This window comes from Staphylococcus sp. EG-SA-14 (assembly GCF_017151935.1).
GTDB classification, from domain to species: Bacteria; Bacillota; Bacilli; order Staphylococcales; family Staphylococcaceae; genus Staphylococcus; species Staphylococcus aureus.
Genome location: NZ_JACVZM010000012.1, coordinates 25,741 through 44,029 on the forward strand (window position 1 = coordinate 25,741; position 18,289 = coordinate 44,029).

Below are 18,289 nucleotides of genomic sequence, written 5' to 3' on the forward strand. Positions count from 1 at the left end.
AGGTTGTCCTTTTTCATTTAATTGAGTGATTTATGAAAAATGGATTTTGAAGAATGTGAATCAAAAGATGCGATATAGTATTAAGAAAATGTGCCTTTTATATTTAGCATTTTTTCAATAGAAATTATATAGATTTTAAAGCAAATTAGGTGTTAATGTGTCATAATGATAAGTGATTTTATTGAATGGAGTGGACATTAGTGGATATTGGTAAAAAACATGTAATTCCTAAAAGTCAGTACCGACGTAAGCGTCGTGAATTCTTCCACAACGAAGACAGAGAAGAAAATTTAAATCAACATCAAGATAAACAAAATATAGATAATACAACATCAAAAAAAGCAGATAAGCAAATACATAAAGATTCAATTGATAAGCACGAACGTTTTAAAAATAGTTTATCATCGCATTTAGAACAGAGAAACCGTGATGTTAATGAGAATAAAGCTGAAGAAAGTAAAAGTAATCAGGATAGTAAGTCAGCATATAACAGAGATCATTATTTAACAGACGATGTATCTAAAAAACAAAATTCATTAGATTCAGTGGACCAAGATACAGAGAAATCAAAATATTATGAGCAAAATTCTGAAGCGACTTTATCAACTAAATCAACCGATAAAGTAGAATCAACTGAAATGAGAAAGCTAAGTTCAGATAAAAACAAAGTTGGTCATGAAGAGCAACATGTACTTTCTAAACCTTCAGAACATGATAAAGAGACTAGAATTGATTCTGAGTCTTCAAGAACTGATTCAGACAGCTCGATGCAGACAGAGAAAATAAAAAAAGACAGTTCAGATGGAAATAAAAGTAGTAATCTGAAATCTGAAGTAATATCAGACAAATCAAATACAGTACCAAAATTGTCGGAATCTGATGATGAAGTAAATAATCAGAAGCCATTAACTTTACCGGAAGAACAGAAATTGAAAAGACAGCAAAGTCAAAATGAGCAAACAAAAACCTATACATATGGTGATAGCGAACAAAATGACAAGTCTAATCATGAAAATGATTTAAGTCATCATATACCATCGATAAGTGATGATAAAGATAACGTCATGAGAGAAAATCATATTGTTGACGATAATCCTGATAATGATATCAATACACCATCATTATCAAAAACAGATGACGATCGAAAACTTGATGAAAAAATTCATGTTGAAGATAAACATAAACAAAATGCAGACTCGTCTGAAACGGTGGGATATCAAAGTCAGTCAACTGCATCTCATCGTAGCACTGAAAAAAGAAATATTTCTATTAATGACCATGATAAATTAAACGGTCAAAAAACAAATACAAAGACATCGGCAAATAATAATCAAAAAAAGGCTACATCAAAATTGAACAAAGGGCGCGCTACGAATAATAATTATAGTGACATTTTGAAAAAGTTTTGGATGATGTATTGGCCTAAATTAGTTATTCTAATGGGTATTATTATTCTAATTGTTATTTTGAATGCCATTTTTAATAATGTGAACAAAAATGATCGCATGAATGATAATAATGATGCAGATGCTCAAAAATATACGACAACGATGAAAAATGCCAATAACACAGTTAAATCGGTCGTTACAGTTGAAAATGAAACATCAAAAGATTCATCATTACCTAAAGATAAAGCATCTCAAGACGAAGTGGGATCAGGTGTTGTATATAAAAAATCTGGAGATACGTTATATATTGTTACGAATGCACACGTTGTCGGTGATAAAGAAAATCAAAAAATAACTTTCTCGAATAATAAAAGTGTTGTTGGGAAAGTGCTTGGTAAAGATAAATGGTCAGATTTAGCTGTTGTTAAAGCAACTTCTTCAGACAGTTCAGTGAAAGAGATAGCTATTGGAGATTCAAATAATTTAGTGTTAGGAGAGCCAATATTAGTCGTAGGTAATCCACTTGGTGTAGACTTTAAAGGCACTGTGACAGAAGGTATTATTTCAGGTCTGAACAGAAATGTTCCTATTGATTTCGATAAAGATAATAAATATGATATGTTGATGAAAGCTTTCCAAATTGATGCATCAGTAAATCCAGGTAACTCGGGTGGTGCTGTCGTCAATAGAGAAGGAAAATTAATAGGTGTAGTTGCAGCTAAAATTAGTATGCCAAACGTTGAAAATATGTCATTTGCAATACCTGTTAATGAAGTACAAAAGATTGTAAAAGATTTAGAAACAAAAGGTAAAATTGACTATCCCGATGTAGGTGTTAAAATGAAGAATATTGCCAGTCTAAATAGTTTTGAAAGACAAGCAGTTAAATTGCCAGGAAAAGTTAAGAACGGTGTTGTTGTAGATCAAGTTGACAACAATGGTTTAGCAGATCAATCTGGTCTGAAAAAAGGTGATGTAATTACTGAATTAGATGGCAAACTTTTAGAAGATGATTTACGCTTTAGGCAGATTATATTTAGTCATAAAGATGACTTGAAATCAATTACAGCGAAGATTTATAGAGATGGTAAAGAGAAAGAAATTAATATTAAACTAAAATAATGTTGAGGTGAACAACGTGTCAATTTTTAGCCAGTTTTTAAAAAGATCAAGCCCTCAACAAGGTATTGTATTGTACTATATCGTCGCAATTGTCATTGCATTTTTATTATTAAACTTACCGTATGTTCATAAACCAGGTGTAGAAGTAAATCCAATTGACACATTATTTGTTGCCGTATCCGGAATTAGTGTTACTGGATTGTCTCCGATAAGTATTGTCGATACCTATTCTACATTTGGACAATTAATTATCCTCGTGATATTAAATATTGGTGGAATTGGCGTCATGGCAATTGGTACGATGTTATGGGTGGTACTAGGTAAACATATTGGAATTAGAGAACGTCAGTTAATTATGTTAGATAATAACAAAAACACAATGAGTGGTACCGTCAAATTGATTATTGATATTGTAAAATCAATATTTGTAATCGAACTCGTAGGAGCCATGTTATTAGCATTTTACTTTTATCGAGATAATCCAGATTTAAAATATGCAATCATGCAAGGTGTTTTTGTTTCTATTTCTGCCACTACCAATGGTGGATTAGATATTACAGGTAAGTCATTAATTCCTTATGCACATGATTATTTTGTACAAGCGATAGTTATATTTTTAATAATTTTAGGATCAATCGGCTTCCCAGTATTATTAGAAGTTAAAGCTTATATTCAAAATAGGGTTACTAATTTTAGATTTTCATTATTTACTAAAATTACGACATCAACATATTTATTCCTATTTATTGTTGGGGTATTAGCCATTCTATTATTTGAACATAACCATGCGTTCAAAGGATTAAGTTGGCATCAATCGTTATTCTATTCGCTGTTTCAATCAGCGACTACAAGAAGTGCGGGTCTTCAAACAATTGATGTGACAACACTAAGTGACCCCACTAATATTATCATGGGTATTTTAATGTTTATAGGATCTTCGCCAAGTTCGGTTGGTGGCGGTATTCGTACAACAACTTTCGCTATTTTAATTTTGTTTTTAATTAACTTTAGTAATAATGCCGATAAAACATCCATTAAAGTTTACAATAGAGAAGTACACATTATGGATATTCAACGTTCATTTGCAGTATTTACAATGGCGACAATTTTAACATTTTTAGGAATGCTAATTATATCAGCTACTGAAAATGGTAAGCTTACATTTTTACAAGTATTTTTTGAAGTCATGTCTGCATTTGGAACTTGTGGACTATCGCTTGGTGTCACAAGTGATATTAGTGATATTTCTAAGGTCGTACTAATGGTACTCATGTTTATAGGACGTGTTGGCTTAATATCATTTATCATTATGATAGCAGGACGTCGAGAACCAGATAAATTCCATTATCCAAAAGAACGTATTCAAATAGGATAATATAATAGCAATCTAAGTTTAGTTAATGTAGATTTTAACTGGAACTTAGATTGCTTTTTTAGTTTGTATTTTTAACTTATTTTATAAGACGATTGGTTTCGAAAATGGTAAACTAGTAACAATGAGAGGTGTAACATGATGGAAAAAAATGAAAACATTAATGTAGAGATTTTAACTACGTCAGATATGCATAGTCATTTCTTAAATGGTGATTATGGTTCAAATATTTATAGAGCTGGTACTTATGTTAACCAAGTAAGAGCACAAAATCATCGCGTCATTTTATTAGATAGTGGCGGAAGTTTAGCTGGCTCGTTAGCGGCCTATTATTATGCTATTGTTGCACCTTATAAACGACATCCAATGATAAAGTTGATGAACAGAATGCATTATGATGCTAGCGGTGTGAGTCCAAGTGAATTCAAGTTTGGTTTATCATTTTTAACTCGTTCAATTGCTTTGGCACGTTTTCCATGGTTATCAGCAAATATTGAATACAATGTTACTAAGGAGCCTTATTTTTCAACTCCATATTGTATTAAACATTTTGGTGACTTAAAAATTGCTATCGTAGGCGTCACAGCAGATGGTTTAATGGAAAATGAGTATTCTGAAATGGAGCAAGATGTATCTATTGAAAAGACATTAGTGGCATCAAAACGTTGGATTAGATATATCCATGAAGTTGAAGAGCCAGATTTTTTGATTGTAATTTATCATGGTGGATTGAATAAAATTAGTAATAGCACGAAAAATAAAAAGGCAAGTTCGAATGAAGCTGAAAAATTAATGGAAGAACTCGGTGTTATAGATTTAATGATTACAGCTCATCAGCATCAAACAATAGTAGGTCAAGATCATGAAACGTATTATGTTCAGGCTGGTCAGGATGCCAAAGAGCTTGTACATCTTTCGATTAATTTTAAAAAGAGAACAACAACTTATGATGTTGAAAGCATTGATTCTAAAGTGATTGACTTAAATGAGTATGAAGAGGATCAAGAATTATTAGATTTAACATTCTATGATAGAAAAGCAGTGGCTTATTGGTCACAGGAAATCATAAGTGATAAAGGTTTGATGTTATCAGTGAATGGGTTACAAGATTTAGTCTGTCAAACACATCCATTTTCGCAATTATTACATGATGCAATTCAGCTTGCATTTGATAATGATATAACATGTGTCCACGTGCCTATGAACGGAGAGAAGGGGTTGAGTGGACAGATTCGAAATGAAGATTTGTATCATGCATACCCATATCCAGATAAGCCAATGGATATGACAATTAGTGGTCAAAATATCAAAGATATATTGGAGTATAGTTATTCACATTTAGATTTTGTTAACGAGCAATTAAGCTTAACAATTATTGATGAAACGTTATGTACAATGTGGCAAGGATTCAATTATGAGATTGATATGAATCAAGAACCTGGGCAACGAGTAATGTTAGATCAAATTGATTTGACTAAGAGTTATAGAGTTACAATGACTGACTATTGTTATCGTAACTACAAGAATTATTTAAAAAATGCTATTATACATGAATCGTACGATGAAACAATGAGTACATTAATTGCAGAGAAGTTAAGAGATCCGAATTATCGTATTTCATGTAGTGATAATTTTGTAGTTAAAAACAGGTAAATATTGCTATGTAATAAATTAATTATAAGTTCAACAAGTATAAAAACCTTTCTTAGAGAAGATTATCTAGGAAAGGTTTTTAGAATTTTAAAATTGATATAAAAGAACAGTGAAATTCTCATTCATTATATATAAGTAAACAAAAAAGCTAAAATGGTATATACCATTTTAGCAAGTAACGGAAACGGAGGGATTCGAACCCTCGCGCCGCTTTCGCGACCTACACCCTTAGCAGGGGCGCCTCTTCAGCCAACTTGAGTACGTTTCCAATGGCTCCACAGGTAGGACTCGAACCTACGACCGATCGGTTAACAGCCGATAGCTCTACCACTGAGCTACTGTGGATTAATTTGTATGTGTTTGAATATCAAGCACAAATATTATTATAACAAGATTAAGTTAATTTGCAATAGATACCTTAAAAAAATATGCAGAACATTTACACTATATTTATAAAACATTCCGCATATTTTAAAAATAAACAATTTATTTATCTTCAAATAAAGAATAGCGTGTCAATGCTTCAAACACATTCAATGTGGCTTTATTATAATCTATTGGTTGGTCGGGATTTTTTGATATCATGCGAGATTGTTTATCTACCATGTAATAGTAAAAAATGGAATTGTTATATTGATGCCATAAACTGTGGTATGAAACATGAAGAATGATAGATTCATTATTAATAAATGTCACTTTACATTTACGATTTTTTAATTCTTTAATACTTTCGATATAATGCATATTTAACCAAATATTTTCATTTTGTCTGTCAGAATGTGTTGGGAAAAAATAAGTTGGAAATAATGGTGTTAGTAAAATAGGTGGTTTACTAGAAATGCCAGTAATGCGGTTTGTCTCTGCTTTCTTGCCAAGATAAGTATTACCATAAAATTTGCAAGAGCGTTCAATGATTTTCTGGACTTTAAAAGGATTTTGAATACGCGTTTTGTCAAACCGAATTATTTCACTACCGTTTCTTTGATCGTCATCATCAAATGCTGGTCGAATAACCATGTCTCCTTTGCGTATCACATAAATATTTTGAGAATACATAAGCAAAACCTCGCTTTATTAAGTTTTAAACCATTAATATAAAAATACAATTAATGATATAAAGATATTTTATAATAAAATTCTGAGTTGTCAAGTTATTATTTTGGTGAAAATGTACAATAATTTTTAACTAATAGTCAGAATATTCATTGATTTCAAAATTAGAAAAATGTATACTTATTATAAATTAAAGAAAGGTAGTGGTTTCTATGAAATACAATACTAATGTTAAACATACAACTTTAGAAGCGTTTGTCACAACTGTCAATGATTTGGGTATTGAATTAATTATCAATGAAGCACTTCGAGAGGTAAGAAAACGACAGCTCATAGAACTTATAGATGACGCACTCGTCAATAAAGATGAAGCAGCATTTAATCAATATACGGCAGAATACAAAAATTTGGAGGCATTTCTCGGTGAATAACATTGATTCGAATTCCATAACGCAATCATAAAAGGACTATTCTTAACATCTCATACATGTAAGAATAGTCCTTTAATCGTTTATGACATTAATCTAATTAATTCATGTCTATCTATGTCACCGAAATAATGATATAAATCATATTCTGATAGTGCTTCTTCTATGTGCTCAAAGTCGTGTAGACAGCCAACTAATGCATTTTCAAGATCAGTGACATCTCCGACACCAAAGAAATCACCGAAAATTTTTGCATGTTCGATTTTACCTCGTTTAACATCAAACTTAATTTGTACAAATCCTTTTTCAAATTTTTCCTCGCGTTCAAAGTTATATTTAGGGTTTCTACCATAATTCCATGCCCAAGTTCTATATTTGTCGTTACTTAACTTTTCAATATTTTCCCAATCTTCATCCGTTAATTTATATTCTTCTACTTCAGTTTCTCCAAAGATAGTTTTCAAGATGATTTTTTTAAATTCTTCAATTTCTAAAGGGTCATTTAAAAATTCTTGAATGTTTGCTACTCGTTTACGAACAGATTTAATACCTTTTGATTTAATCTTAGCTGGATTAACTTTTAGTGCATTCTGAACTTCGTCTAAATCACTATTTAACATCAACGTACCATGACTAAACATTCTATTTTTAACTTTAACCATAGCATTCCCTGAGATTTTCGCTTGTCCAACTTGAATATCGTTACGACCAGTTAATTCAGCATTTACGCCTAAAGATTGTAATGCTTGAACAATTGGTTCAGTGAATTTTTGGAAATTGTGGAAACTGTTACCATCATCATCTGTTATAAAACTAAAGTTTAAATTGCCAGTATCATGATAAACAGCGCCACCACCAGAAATTCTTCTAACTACATCGATGTTATGAGCATCTATATATGTCTGATTTACTTCCTCTATCGTATTTTGATTCTTTCCAACAATGATAGATGGTCTATTTATGTAAAATAAAAAGTAACTTTCTTCTGCTGGTAAATTTTTTAAAACATATTCTTCCATTGCTAAGTTTAAAGTTGGATCTGTAATATTATTATTACTAATGAATTTCATTACAATCTCTCCCTTATATCTATATATATTCTCTACTTATTTATGCCTTAACTTTGCTCAAAATGCCAATTATATACTCACAAATTATTCTAAATATCGGCTTAAAGTTACATTTTATTATTTTTGATTGTTAATAGTTTATTTGTTAAGTGAATTTTAGTACAATATAATTTAGTTATGATTTAAGGAGGACTTAAAATGACTGTTGCAGAAGTGGGTAACATTGTTGAGTTTATGGATGGATTAAGAGGTCGTGTTGAAAAAATCAACGATAACTCTGTTATTGTTGACTTAACAATTATGGAAAATTTTAATGACCTTGATTTACCGGAAAAAACTGTTATCAATCATAAACGATATAAGATTGTTGAATAAGAAGGTAAGTTATAATGAATAAAATCTCGAAGGCTTTAACTTGGTTTATTATAAGTTTCATTATATTTCATCTCATATTATTTATTATGTGGGGCGAACACCAAGAATACTGGTATTTATATACAGGTATAATGCTAATTGCTGGTATCAGTTATGTATTTTATCAAAGAGATATTGAATCTAAGCGGTTGCTTACATCAATTGGTGTTGGTATTATTACGGCAATTATTTTAATTATGCTTCAACTTTTATTCTCACTTATAACTTCTAATTTAAGTTATAGTTCATTAATTAAAGAATTAGCAAGAACAGGTGTCAATTGGAAGTGGCAAATGTTAGTAACTTTACTTTTTGTCATTCCATGTCACGAGTTATATATGAGAACTGTTTTACAAAAAGAATTAACACATTTTTCAATACCGAAATGGATAGCTATATTAATAACTGCAATTTGTTCTAGTTCATTATTTATTTATTTAGATAATTGGTGGATAGTAACATTTATATTTGTTGCACAAGTGATATTATCATTAAGTTATGAGTATACTCGACGCATAGCAACAACATCCGTTGCGCAAATTGTTGCTATTATATTGTTATTAATTTTTAATGCTTAAATAAGCTTTTCTTAGACGTCTGTGTTCTAAGAAAAGCTTTTTGCTTTAGAAAAGCAATACGAAGATTCAAGGCATGCTTTATTATAGTGTATACATTTTTAACGGCAAGCAGTTATTATTGAGGTTATATTTTAGTCAGTTTTTATTACTAAATATTTTATAAAAATAGTATAATATTTTGTGGGCAAGTTGAATTGATGGTGGCTATCTGAGTAAAGGGGGGTGGTGCCTATGGCATTACTTAACACTTTTGAAAGGAAAAGCCTATTGTGATATCTATTGCAAACGCATTACATTTAATGTTAAGTTTCGGTATGTTTATCGTCACTTTCATTGGTATAGTAGTAGCAATAATAAATTTAAGCAATAAAAAATAACCATCATTTCAAAACTTTGACATAGAATGATGGTTAAAGAAAATCTCATTTAGTCACCGTCTTTTTAACGGGCTCATTAGGCGACATGTTCCTGCATGTCGTCTTTTTACATTTTTATAGTAACATATCTTTTATTTAATTGTCTATTTTTATTAGATGTGTAACAAAATTTTGAAGTATTTTCCGTATATTGCCTGCTAAACATGTCAGATTTGAAAGGAAAATCATACTGTGGTAGAAATCAATTATGATTATATGGTAGTACTTATAAATAAGTGATTTCTATTGAATATGTAATGAAGTTCATATATTAATATAACTTTCATTGATATAGAAGTCGCAATGATTAATTTAAACAATAAAAAACAACCATCATTTCAAAACTTTGACAACGAATGATGGTTAAAGAAAATCTCATTTAGTCACCGTCTTTTTAACGGGTTCAATAGGGGACATGTTCCTGCATGTCGTCTATTTATGCACTGCGCAATTTAACAATAATACAATTATACTTTGATGTCCATTTAACATAAAGTGGTTGAAATTTGTAGCAAATAAATTAACCTTGACTATTTTCAGAAAATTCTGTATAAATAACGAAAAAGAGATATGGATTAAATATGAAGAGGTGTTTTTATAGAAGAATAAAATTTTTGGCACTATATTATATTTAACTTTAGCACTTGGATTATCAACAGCAGCTTATGCATCTACAGAATACGCAGAAGGAGGCACTTGGAGTCACGGTGTCGGCAGTAAGTATGTTTGGTCTTATTATTATCATGGTCATAAAGGACATGGTGCAACAGCTATTGGAAAATATAGATCATTTAGTGGTTATACAAGAGCTGGTGTAAAAGCAAAAGCATCAGCTACTAAACATAATTGCTGGGTCAATAGAGCGTATTATAACATTTATTAAATACTAAAAAATCATAGAAAATAAACAACGCAAGAGGTACAACATGAAATGGTTCAAATTAATACTTGATGTTACAACCTTCATTCTGATTGCTATATTGTTATTTGTTTATACATATAAAGAAAACGAAGAAATATTGCCTGATACTAAATACCCTATAGCGGTAACTGACTGGAATAAAAAATATAGTAAAAATGAGATTTATAAACGTATAAATCAATTCGCTAAAAATGAGAACGTAGCAATCTATAAATCAACTTCAAATTATACAAACAAAAACGTAGATAAAGATATATATGTATTTAATAAATCAAAAGCAACAACTATCACTCCTTTTAACGCTAAATATAACATTCATTATTTAAGTGACGACGAATTATTAAAAAAAGATATCAAAGGAAGTTATTTTGTAAAAGACAAAAATTTTGACGTATCTAAATTCATAAATTTTTTAAAAGAATATGGTGTTACTGCTGAATCATACAAAATAGATCATATGATGATTGCCGTTGGTGTCATTAAACAAATGAATATAGAAGTTCCGTTATCCGCACTTTTAATCGTTTATTTTATTTATTATATTTTCGAAAAGAACATTAATTTCAAAGCGTATGCGATTAAGTATTTAAATGGTTTTACATTAAGAAAAATAATTTTTGAAAATTTTTCAAAAAAATGCACGTATTGGGTAACGTTAATCATAACTCAAATTCTTTTAACTACAAGTGTACTTTGGATATTAAATTACACGGGTAATTTAGATTTATTCATATTAAGATTAGTTCTGCTTTCATGTCTTTTCATTTTAACGATTAGTGTTATTAATTTATGGACTTTCTTAATGTTACTAAATTTAAATATTGCTAATATGATTAAAGGTAAGCAGCACTTTAAAACAATTCGTTTTATTAATACAGTTTGTAAAAGTATTCTCTTAGTACTAATAGCTAGTGTAATGATAGAAAATACTAGTGTTATTAAAGATTTGAATAAAATAAAGGAAACTGAGAAATATTGGAATGTATTAGATGATTATTACACGATTGAATTTGCACCTTATCACGAAACGAAACAAAGTTTGATTGATAATATGCTGCGATCAGAACAATTAGTAAAGGCTAGTGAAGCAGAAAATAATGCGATTTTATTCAAACCAAAGGGTGACTCCGTTGACAATGACAACTTTTCGCCTGATGAGGGGAATGTAATATTAGTAAATAATCAGTTCTGGTCGATTTATTACAAGCAGTTTCAACCTGATATTCCGATAAAAAATCAAAAAAATAATGTCGAAGTAATTATTCCACAAAAGTTTCATGCAATGCGTAATGAAATCAATCAAGCATATCATTCATGGTTTGAATTTGTACAAAATAAAAATAATAAAGAGAATAAGTTATCTATACAGTTTATCAACAAAAATGATTATCGAATTTTTTCATTTGATGCACGAGATAGTCGCCATTTGTCATTTATAGAGGCGCCAATCATTGTGAATGTTCAGGCATCAGATTTATCGAATGATTTTTATTATGCCATGATCAGTCAAGGCGGGTATTTATTCAAAAATTATGACGCGCTAGTAAAAAATATTGAAAAGTATCATCTTGATGGGGAAATCAGTGGAATAACCAATTATAAAGATAGCGTGATGGAAATGTATCATGAAAACAATTTGAAATTAACAGTACTCAACTTTTCACAAATCATTATCGCAATCATTTTAATAATTATTATTTTATTTGATGTGAAATATTATTTTGAACAGCATCGAAAATTACTCGTAATCAAAAAGCTATATGGTTATTCAACATTAAGAGCCAATTACCAATACTTATTAATAAATAATATAGTTGTTGTTTTTATTGGAATATTGACGAATGTAATTTTACATTCTCAGTATATAATGATGATATTTGCAACGATTCTTGTCGTTCAAATATTATTGCAGATTTGCAGCCTATACTATCATGGCCGACGTTTTAATGAAGTTATCAAGGAGTTTTAACTATGAAATTTATCATTGCAATATTATTAGGATTAATCGTATCCATTACTATTGCTTTTACAATCATACATCATCCTATACTTGATCGTTTTAATCCTTTCTTAAAAACGGAGTATAGTTATGCCAAAGTGCCAAAAGGTACGCAACAATATGTTAATATTACGGCTTATAGTGAAAGAGGGGAAAAGCTTGATTATAAATTAACATTTAATGGATTTTCACCTAGTAGAACGTATGTCGAAATAAAGCATAAAGGGCAATATGTCATATCGATCACATATGTTGAAAAAGAGGATATACCAAAAGAGGTAAGACAAGAATGATAGAATTAAAAGATTTAACCATACAAAAAGGTAATATACATATTTTGAAGAAACTTAATTTGAAATTTCAATGTGGAAAATCATATGCACTTATTGGTAAAAGTGGATGCGGTAAATCTACATTATTAAATACTATTGCTGGACTTGAAAAAACGGGGAAACAATATGTCTATTTTAATGGTCAATTAGAACAATTTAAATCTAATTTTTACAGAGATAAATTAGGATATTTATTTCAAAATTATGGATTAATCGATAATTTGACAGTAAATGAAAATTTAGATATTGGATTAGCATATAAAAAAATAAGTAAGAAAGAAAAAGAACAATTAAAGATACGTTATATAGAACAGTTTGGTCTGTCAAACAGTTTAAAAAGAAAAGTTCATACGCTAAGTGGAGGTGAACAACAACGTGTCGCTTTAATTAGAATGATGTTAAAAGATCCGATTGTTATGTTAGCTGATGAACCAACGGGTGCGTTAGATCCTAAAACAGGACAGATGATTATTCAATCATTATTTGATTTGGTCGATGAAAATAAAGTGCTGATTTTAGCAACACATGATATGGCTATTGCAAATCAATGTGACGAAATAATAGATTTAGAACAGTATAGTAAAGTAGCATCTATGTGATATCCAAAAGATAAAATTAAAAGCCAATCAATGGGAAATGTTGACTTCAACACTCCGTTTGATTGGCTTTTATACTGTGTTACTAAGTTATGAAAGTAACAACGGCAAACTGAAAAAAAGCAATATAATAATATTTAATACGATTAGTAATAAATGTAATTGATTTTTCGTTTTAATATAGCAAAAAACAATGACTAAAGATAACAACAATATCATGATTGCACCTGGGAAGAACCATAATGCTGAAGCTGTGTACCAAATCATTGGTAACGCCATAATAATAAAAGATATAAGACAAGAAAGGATACCAATAATATTATAAGTTCTAGTCAAAATTACACCTCCAATTTTCATTTTAAAATGATATGCGTAAAACAATCATTTTAAATACATCATACAATAAAATTAAATTGTGCGGTAGAAGAATTTGAAATTAAATTGAATTGTTTTTGGTAGTTGGTATATTTATAACACTCTGCAAAAGAATGTAGCAAAATTAGATAAATTAGATTATTTAAAATTATGCGTGATATTATTATTTTTATCATGCAAATAATTATAATAACAATATTTAATTATTGTATTTACAGTTGATTAATAGCGTTGTGAAGTATAAAATTATTTTGTAAAACAATTTTGTTATTAAGAGGTGCGCTATGGAAAAGGGGATTTTCAATTACGATAATGCGAATGTATTAAAATTAGATACTAATCAGTTAAATGAAAACATAAAAGTCATTGACGATATATTTAAAAATTATGAGCAGATAGAGCCAACTATAGAAGTCGAAAATGGAAATACAAAATTAAAATTAAATGGATATTTTATTGCGTCAATTATAAGCCCATTAAATTTAAATAAACTTAATAATTTATATGTTGAAGAAGAATTTTATCATACATATAACGAATTAATTGTTAAATATACTGAGGTAAAGGAATAATTATAATGAAAAAAATATTTATGATGGTACATGAGTTAGATGTGAATAAAGGTGGTATGACCTCTTCGATGTTCAATAGAAGTAAAGAGTTTTATGATGCGGACATACCTGCTGATATTGTTACTTTCGATTACAAAGGAAACTATGATGAAATTATTAAAGCTTTGAAAAAACAAGGTAAAATGGATCGAAGAACGAAAATGTATAATGTATTTGAGTATTTTAAACAAATTTCAAATAATAAACATTTTAAGTCTAATAAATTGTTATATAAACATATTTCAGAAAGACTAAAAAATACGATTGAAATTGAAGAGAGTAAAGGTATTTCAAGATATTTTGATATAACGACTGGTACATATATTGCCTACATTAGAAAAAGTAAATCTGAAAAAGTGATTGATTTCTTTAAAGATAATAAACGAATTGAACGGTTTAGTTTTATAGATAATAAAGTGCATATGAAGGAAACATTTAATGTAGATAATAAAGTTTGTTATCAAGTATTTTATGATGAAAAGGGATACCCATATATTTCAAGGAATATTAATGCTAATAATGGTGCTGTAGGTAAAACTTATGTGTTAGTTAATAAAAAAGAATTTAAAAACAATTTAGCACTGTGTGTTTACTATTTAGAAAAACTAATAAAAGATTCTAAAGATAGTATTATGATTTGTGATGGACCAGGGAGTTTTCCAAAAATGTTTAATACAAATCATAAAAATGCTCAGAAATATGGCGTTATTCATGTTAATCATCATGAAAATTTCGATGATACGGGTGCATTTAAAAAAAGTGAGAAATATATTATTGAGAATGCGAATAAAATTAACGGTGTAATTGTATTAACAGAGGCACAAAGATTAGATATTCTTAATCAATTTGATGTAGAAAATATTTTCACTATTAGCAATTTTGTTAAGATACATAATGCTCCAAAACATTTTCAAACTGAAAAAATCGTAGGTCATATTTCTAGAATGGTACCAACGAAGCGAATTGATTTGCTTATTGAAGTGGCTGAGTTAGTCGTAAAAAAAGATAATGCTGTTAAATTTCATATATATGGAGAAGGATCTGTCAAAGATAAAATAGCTAAAATGATTGAAGATAAAAATTTAGAAAGAAATGTTTTTCTTAAAGGATATACAACAACTCCACAAAAATGCTTGGAAGATTTTAAATTAGTCGTTTCTACATCTCAATATGAAGGTCAAGGGTTAAGTATGATAGAAGCAATGATTTCTAAAAGGCCTGTTGTTGCCTTTGACATCAAATACGGACCAAGTGATTTTATAGAAGATAATAAAAATGGTTATTTAATAGAAAACCATAATATTAACGACATGGCTGATAAAATACTTCAGCTTGTTAATAATGATGTATTAGCAGCGGAGTTTGGTTCGAAAGCGAGAGAAAACATTATAGAAAAATATTCAACGGAATCAATATTAGAAAAATGGTTAAATCTTTTCAATAGCTAAATGAAAAAATCCTAGGTATTCATGAGTACCTAGGATTTTTACGCATGATATATACAAAAAAAGAGAGGATAGTCCTCTCAAATAATAGTTAATAAAATTGTAGCCATTTCTTCCAGCTGTAACTACTAATACAAGCTAAGTTCATTACGATATGTATGATTTCAAATTCATAACCACTTACATATCCTCTTGTAAGTTTAAGTGTGAAGATTGAGCCTAACATAACACAAATATAAAAAACATTAACATAAGGCGTTAAAAAGCCGATAATAAGTGCTAAACCTCCAACAACTTCACCAATTGACATCAATACTGCGATGGTAGGTGGTAAACCTAAAGAGCCTAAGAAGTGAATTGTTCCATCTAAATCAACAAATTTCAAAGTACCATGCACTAAGAATGATGTTGCTAACATCCATCTAATTAAAAGCATACCTAATTTCATCATGTCACCTCCAACATACGTATTTTTAAAACATAGTCCAAATTATATTTGTAAAGATGTGGAAAGTAAAGATTATTTATAAAAATAATTATTAAATATTTATTAAATGTTCTATTGTATTGAACAATTGTTGTAGAAAGACGTTTAAGTCATCAGTTACATTTTGTATTTATAAATAAAGATTAGCACAGCATAGTACAAAGTTTAGAGGTAAATGAATTAATTATTGCATCGCTATTTATGAATCGTAAACACTATTATGAAATTGCAAGAGTAGTATGGCTAATTAGTATGATGGTTTGAGATAAATGCGTGTTATTAACCAGTGAGTCATCTTCAAAATTAGAGGCCATTTGCTGTTTATAATAAGATGATTTGATAATCAACTATGATAAGAAAAAATAATAACCTCTTAAATATATCATAAACAAATTAAATGATAAAATAATAATATAGTTTTCTACTAAAGTTGTTTGGAGGTATATGTGTGAATAGGAATATCGTTAAACTAGTTGTGTTTATGCTAATCTTAGTTGTAGCAGTAGCGGGTTGTGGTCAAAAAGATACTGAAGAGAAAACTGAAATGACGACAATAAAAGATGAATTAGGAACTGAAAAAATTAAGAAAAATCCTAAACGTGTTGTTGTATTAGAATATAGTTTTGCTGATTATTTAGCAGCATTAGATATGAAACCTGTTGGTATTGCAGATGATGGCAGCAGTAAAAATATAACAAAGTCAGTAAGAGATAAGATTGGGGCATATGAATCGGTTGGATCTAGACCGCAACCGAATATGGAAGTGATAAGTAAATTAAAACCGGATTTGATCATTGCAGATGTTAGCAGACATAAGAAAATCAAATCAGAATTGAGCAAAATTGCTCCGACAATCATGTTAGTTAGCGGTACGGGAGATTATAATGCAAATATTGAAGCATTTAAAACAGTCGCTAAAGCAGTAGGCAAAGAGAAAGAAGGCGAGAAGCGTCTGGAAAAGCATGATAAAATATTAGCGAAGATTAGAAAGAAAATTGAACAGAGTACGTTAAAATCTGCATTTGCATTCGGTATCTCAAGAGCAGGTATGTTTATTAATAATGAAGATACATTTATGGGACAATTCTTAATTAAAATGGGTATTCAACCTGAAGTCACAAAAGACAAAACTACGCATGTTGGTGAACGCAAGGGTGGTCCTTATATATATTTAAATAATGAAGAACTTGCCAATATCAATCCAAAAGTTATGATTTTAGCCACTGACGGAAAAACGGACAAAAATAGAACGAAATTCATTGATCCTGCAGTTTGGAAATCATTAAAAGCTGTGAAAGATAACAAAGTTTATGACGTTGACCGAAATAAGTGGTTGAAATCAAGGGGGATTATCGCAAGTGAAAGTATGGCAGAAGATTTAGAAAAAATTGCAGAAAAAGCAAAATAAAAATACAGCGCTACTCGTAAATCATATAAGAGTGGCGCTGTATTTTTAATTATGTTTATTATCTGTCGGATGTGATGATTTACCTGAAAGTTTATTTCGAATAAATTTAATTACATAACCGACAAGGATTGTTTTAACAATTCTTTTAATGAATTGGCGCATCGTTACATACCTCATTTCTCTATATCTTACGAACTATATACCCATTCATATATGCTTTTTAAACGTCATTGTCACAATTTAATTTTTAGGGAATATAATATAACCATCTTTATCTGCTTTTTTAGTAAAAATGACAAAAATTGCATGTATTATTGAGATGATGGTAGGGATACCTGTCCAGAAAAATAATAAGTGAAAAAGACCTTGTCCAAATTTATCAGCATAAAATTTATGAATACCTAAACCTCCAAGAAATAATGCAACAATAACATAAATGGCTTTATTGACTTTCATTTGTAAATCCTCCTTAACTATAATTCTACTTAAATTCGTTGTGAAAACCAATATTTCTAACTTTAGAATTTTCAAACTTTCTAAAATTATAAGTATATCTTTTTAAAATAAGCTAGAATTTCTATATAATAAATGTTAATAACGTAAAAGGGAATGATGACATA

21 protein-coding genes and 2 tRNA genes are annotated in these 18,289 nt (G+C 29.4%); 15 read left to right on the forward strand and 8 right to left on the reverse strand.

Translation table 11 applies throughout. From position 1 onward, the window contains the following. The first annotated feature begins 185 nt into the window (after positions 1 to 185). From IDG63_RS08375 to IDG63_RS08385, 3 genes are all read left to right on the forward strand, one after another. The gene (locus tag IDG63_RS08375) at positions 186 to 2,510 is read left to right on the forward strand and encodes a S1C family serine protease (RefSeq protein WP_000455278.1); all 2,325 of its coding nucleotides are present in this window, start codon (positions 186 to 188) and stop codon (positions 2,508 to 2,510) included. Positions 2,511 to 2,526: 16 nt separating this feature from the next. Then, positions 2,527 to 3,885 (forward strand): TrkH family potassium uptake protein, encoded by a 1,359-nt coding sequence (locus IDG63_RS08380; RefSeq protein ID WP_000021865.1) that lies wholly within the window; start codon positions 2,527 to 2,529, stop codon positions 3,883 to 3,885. 138 nt (positions 3,886 to 4,023) lie between these two features. Then, the gene (locus IDG63_RS08385) at positions 4,024 to 5,535 is read left to right on the forward strand and encodes a bifunctional metallophosphatase/5'-nucleotidase (RefSeq protein ID WP_000414185.1); all 1,512 of its coding nucleotides are present in this window, start codon (positions 4,024 to 4,026) and stop codon (positions 5,533 to 5,535) included. Positions 5,536 to 5,714: 179 nt separating this feature from the next. Here the strand turns inward: IDG63_RS08385 and IDG63_RS08390 are convergent. The 3 genes from IDG63_RS08390 to IDG63_RS08400 all read right to left on the reverse strand — a co-directional run bounded on the left by IDG63_RS08390 (position 5,715) and on the right by IDG63_RS08400 (position 6,591). Continuing rightward, a tRNA-Ser gene (locus IDG63_RS08390) sits at positions 5,715 to 5,803 on the reverse strand. Positions 5,804 to 5,805: 2 nt separating this feature from the next. Then, a tRNA-Asn gene (locus IDG63_RS08395) sits at positions 5,806 to 5,880 on the reverse strand. A gap of 141 nt (positions 5,881 to 6,021) precedes the next feature. After that, positions 6,022 to 6,591 (reverse strand): competence protein ComK, encoded by a 570-nt coding sequence (locus IDG63_RS08400; protein ID WP_000287265.1) that lies wholly within the window; start codon positions 6,589 to 6,591, stop codon positions 6,022 to 6,024. A 209-nt stretch (positions 6,592 to 6,800) separates the two neighbouring features. On the opposite strand from IDG63_RS08400, the gene IDG63_RS08405 reads away from it, so the two are divergent. After that, the gene (locus IDG63_RS08405) at positions 6,801 to 7,019 is read left to right on the forward strand and encodes an IDEAL domain-containing protein (RefSeq protein ID WP_000876826.1); all 219 of its coding nucleotides are present in this window, start codon (positions 6,801 to 6,803) and stop codon (positions 7,017 to 7,019) included. Between the two features lie 80 nt (positions 7,020 to 7,099). On the opposite strand, the gene lplA is transcribed toward IDG63_RS08405, so the two are convergent. Beyond that, the gene (gene lplA / locus IDG63_RS08410; protein WP_000668818.1) at positions 7,100 to 8,086 is read right to left on the reverse strand and encodes a lipoate--protein ligase; all 987 of its coding nucleotides are present in this window, start codon (positions 8,084 to 8,086) and stop codon (positions 7,100 to 7,102) included. 198 nt (positions 8,087 to 8,284) lie between these two features. Between lplA and IDG63_RS08415 the strand changes: the two genes are divergently transcribed. The 8 genes from IDG63_RS08415 (at position 8,285) to IDG63_RS08450 (ending at position 13,346) form a co-directional block, all read left to right on the forward strand. After that, the gene (locus IDG63_RS08415; RefSeq protein WP_000214898.1) at positions 8,285 to 8,461 is read left to right on the forward strand and encodes a YkvS family protein; all 177 of its coding nucleotides are present in this window, start codon (positions 8,285 to 8,287) and stop codon (positions 8,459 to 8,461) included. 14 nt (positions 8,462 to 8,475) lie between these two features. Further along, positions 8,476 to 9,078 (forward strand): CPBP family glutamic-type intramembrane protease, encoded by a 603-nt coding sequence (locus IDG63_RS08420; protein WP_001033865.1) that lies wholly within the window; start codon positions 8,476 to 8,478, stop codon positions 9,076 to 9,078. Between the two features lie 314 nt (positions 9,079 to 9,392). Next, positions 9,393 to 9,455: a hypothetical protein gene (locus IDG63_RS14705; RefSeq protein WP_228764722.1), complete on the forward strand. Its 63-nt coding sequence runs from the start codon at positions 9,393 to 9,395 to the stop codon at positions 9,453 to 9,455. 538 nt (positions 9,456 to 9,993) lie between these two features. Further along, the gene (locus IDG63_RS08430) at positions 9,994 to 10,095 is read left to right on the forward strand and encodes a hypothetical protein (protein ID WP_031763719.1); all 102 of its coding nucleotides are present in this window, start codon (positions 9,994 to 9,996) and stop codon (positions 10,093 to 10,095) included. A gap of 9 nt (positions 10,096 to 10,104) precedes the next feature. Further along, a complete protein-coding gene (locus IDG63_RS08435) occupies positions 10,105 to 10,377 on the forward strand; it encodes a lactococcin 972 family bacteriocin (RefSeq protein ID WP_001797239.1) in 273 nt (90 codons plus the stop codon). A 43-nt stretch (positions 10,378 to 10,420) separates the two neighbouring features. Then, on the forward strand, positions 10,421 to 12,385 hold the full coding sequence (locus tag IDG63_RS08440) for a bacteriocin-associated integral membrane family protein (protein ID WP_000870832.1): 1,965 nt from the start codon (positions 10,421 to 10,423) through the stop codon (positions 12,383 to 12,385). 2 nt (positions 12,386 to 12,387) lie between these two features. Further along, on the forward strand, positions 12,388 to 12,708 hold the full coding sequence (locus IDG63_RS08445; RefSeq protein WP_000668627.1) for a YxeA family protein: 321 nt from the start codon (positions 12,388 to 12,390) through the stop codon (positions 12,706 to 12,708). Continuing rightward, positions 12,705 to 13,346, forward strand: coding sequence for an ABC transporter ATP-binding protein (locus tag IDG63_RS08450; RefSeq protein ID WP_000571167.1), 642 nt, complete (start codon positions 12,705 to 12,707; stop codon positions 13,344 to 13,346). The genes IDG63_RS08445 and IDG63_RS08450 overlap by 4 nt, the downstream gene beginning before the upstream one ends. A gap of 87 nt (positions 13,347 to 13,433) precedes the next feature. On the opposite strand, the gene IDG63_RS08455 is transcribed toward IDG63_RS08450, so the two are convergent. Next, the gene (locus IDG63_RS08455) at positions 13,434 to 13,724 is read right to left on the reverse strand and encodes a hypothetical protein (RefSeq protein ID WP_072361064.1); all 291 of its coding nucleotides are present in this window, start codon (positions 13,722 to 13,724) and stop codon (positions 13,434 to 13,436) included. 278 nt (positions 13,725 to 14,002) lie between these two features. On the opposite strand from IDG63_RS08455, the gene IDG63_RS08460 reads away from it, so the two are divergent. Next, positions 14,003 to 14,290: a hypothetical protein gene (locus tag IDG63_RS08460; protein ID WP_000410720.1), complete on the forward strand. Its 288-nt coding sequence runs from the start codon at positions 14,003 to 14,005 to the stop codon at positions 14,288 to 14,290. A 5-nt stretch (positions 14,291 to 14,295) separates the two neighbouring features. After that, entirely contained in the window at positions 14,296 to 15,777 is a 1,482-nt protein-coding gene (locus IDG63_RS08465; RefSeq protein WP_000719184.1) for a glycosyltransferase, read from the forward strand. A gap of 88 nt (positions 15,778 to 15,865) precedes the next feature. Here the strand turns inward: IDG63_RS08465 and IDG63_RS08470 are convergent, their stop codons facing one another. Further along, on the reverse strand, positions 15,866 to 16,222 hold the full coding sequence (locus tag IDG63_RS08470) for a DoxX family protein (protein ID WP_000766009.1): 357 nt from the start codon (positions 16,220 to 16,222) through the stop codon (positions 15,866 to 15,868). 487 nt (positions 16,223 to 16,709) lie between these two features. Here IDG63_RS08470 and IDG63_RS08475 point away from each other — a divergent pair, with 487 nt between their 5' ends. Beyond that, positions 16,710 to 17,669 carry an ABC transporter substrate-binding protein gene (locus IDG63_RS08475; RefSeq protein WP_001081344.1) on the forward strand — a complete coding sequence of 320 codons (960 nt, stop codon included), beginning with the start codon at positions 16,710 to 16,712 and terminating at the stop codon, positions 17,667 to 17,669. Between the two features lie 45 nt (positions 17,670 to 17,714). Here the strand turns inward: IDG63_RS08475 and IDG63_RS08480 are convergent, their stop codons facing one another. Then, the gene (locus IDG63_RS08480; RefSeq protein ID WP_020978112.1) at positions 17,715 to 17,846 is read right to left on the reverse strand and encodes an SAR1012 family small protein; all 132 of its coding nucleotides are present in this window, start codon (positions 17,844 to 17,846) and stop codon (positions 17,715 to 17,717) included. Positions 17,847 to 17,909: 63 nt separating this feature from the next. Then, positions 17,910 to 18,125 carry a TM2 domain-containing protein gene (locus IDG63_RS08485; RefSeq protein ID WP_000867357.1) on the reverse strand — a complete coding sequence of 72 codons (216 nt, stop codon included), beginning with the start codon at positions 18,123 to 18,125 and terminating at the stop codon, positions 17,910 to 17,912. Positions 18,126 to 18,289: the final 164 nt, after the last annotated feature.

Excerpts from the sequence above, each read along its gene's own strand:
- lplA (WP_000668818.1), bottom strand. The coding sequence starts at position 8,086 with ATGAAATTCATTAGTAATAATAATATTACAGATCCAACTTTAAACTTA.
- IDG63_RS08415 (WP_000214898.1), top strand. The coding sequence starts at position 8,285 with ATGACTGTTGCAGAAGTGGGTAACATTGTTGAGTTTATGGATGGATTA.
- IDG63_RS08405 (WP_000876826.1), top strand. The coding sequence starts at position 6,801 with ATGAAATACAATACTAATGTTAAACATACAACTTTAGAAGCGTTTGTC.
- IDG63_RS08445 (WP_000668627.1), top strand. The coding sequence starts at position 12,388 with ATGAAATTTATCATTGCAATATTATTAGGATTAATCGTATCCATTACT.
- IDG63_RS08470 (WP_000766009.1), bottom strand. The coding sequence starts at position 16,222 with ATGAAATTAGGTATGCTTTTAATTAGATGGATGTTAGCAACATCATTC.
- IDG63_RS08375 (WP_000455278.1), top strand. The coding sequence starts at position 186 with ATGGAGTGGACATTAGTGGATATTGGTAAAAAACATGTAATTCCTAAA.
- IDG63_RS08465 (WP_000719184.1), top strand. The coding sequence starts at position 14,296 with ATGAAAAAAATATTTATGATGGTACATGAGTTAGATGTGAATAAAGGT.
- IDG63_RS08440 (WP_000870832.1), top strand. The coding sequence starts at position 10,421 with ATGAAATGGTTCAAATTAATACTTGATGTTACAACCTTCATTCTGATT.
- IDG63_RS08460 (WP_000410720.1), top strand. The coding sequence starts at position 14,003 with ATGGAAAAGGGGATTTTCAATTACGATAATGCGAATGTATTAAAATTA.
- IDG63_RS08400 (WP_000287265.1), bottom strand. The coding sequence starts at position 6,591 with ATGTATTCTCAAAATATTTATGTGATACGCAAAGGAGACATGGTTATT.
- IDG63_RS08420 (WP_001033865.1), top strand. The coding sequence starts at position 8,476 with ATGAATAAAATCTCGAAGGCTTTAACTTGGTTTATTATAAGTTTCATT.
- IDG63_RS08385 (WP_000414185.1), top strand. The coding sequence starts at position 4,024 with ATGGAAAAAAATGAAAACATTAATGTAGAGATTTTAACTACGTCAGAT.
- IDG63_RS08480 (WP_020978112.1), bottom strand. The coding sequence starts at position 17,846 with ATGAGGTATGTAACGATGCGCCAATTCATTAAAAGAATTGTTAAAACA.
- IDG63_RS08450 (WP_000571167.1), top strand. The coding sequence starts at position 12,705 with ATGATAGAATTAAAAGATTTAACCATACAAAAAGGTAATATACATATT.
- IDG63_RS08485 (WP_000867357.1), bottom strand. The coding sequence starts at position 18,125 with ATGAAAGTCAATAAAGCCATTTATGTTATTGTTGCATTATTTCTTGGA.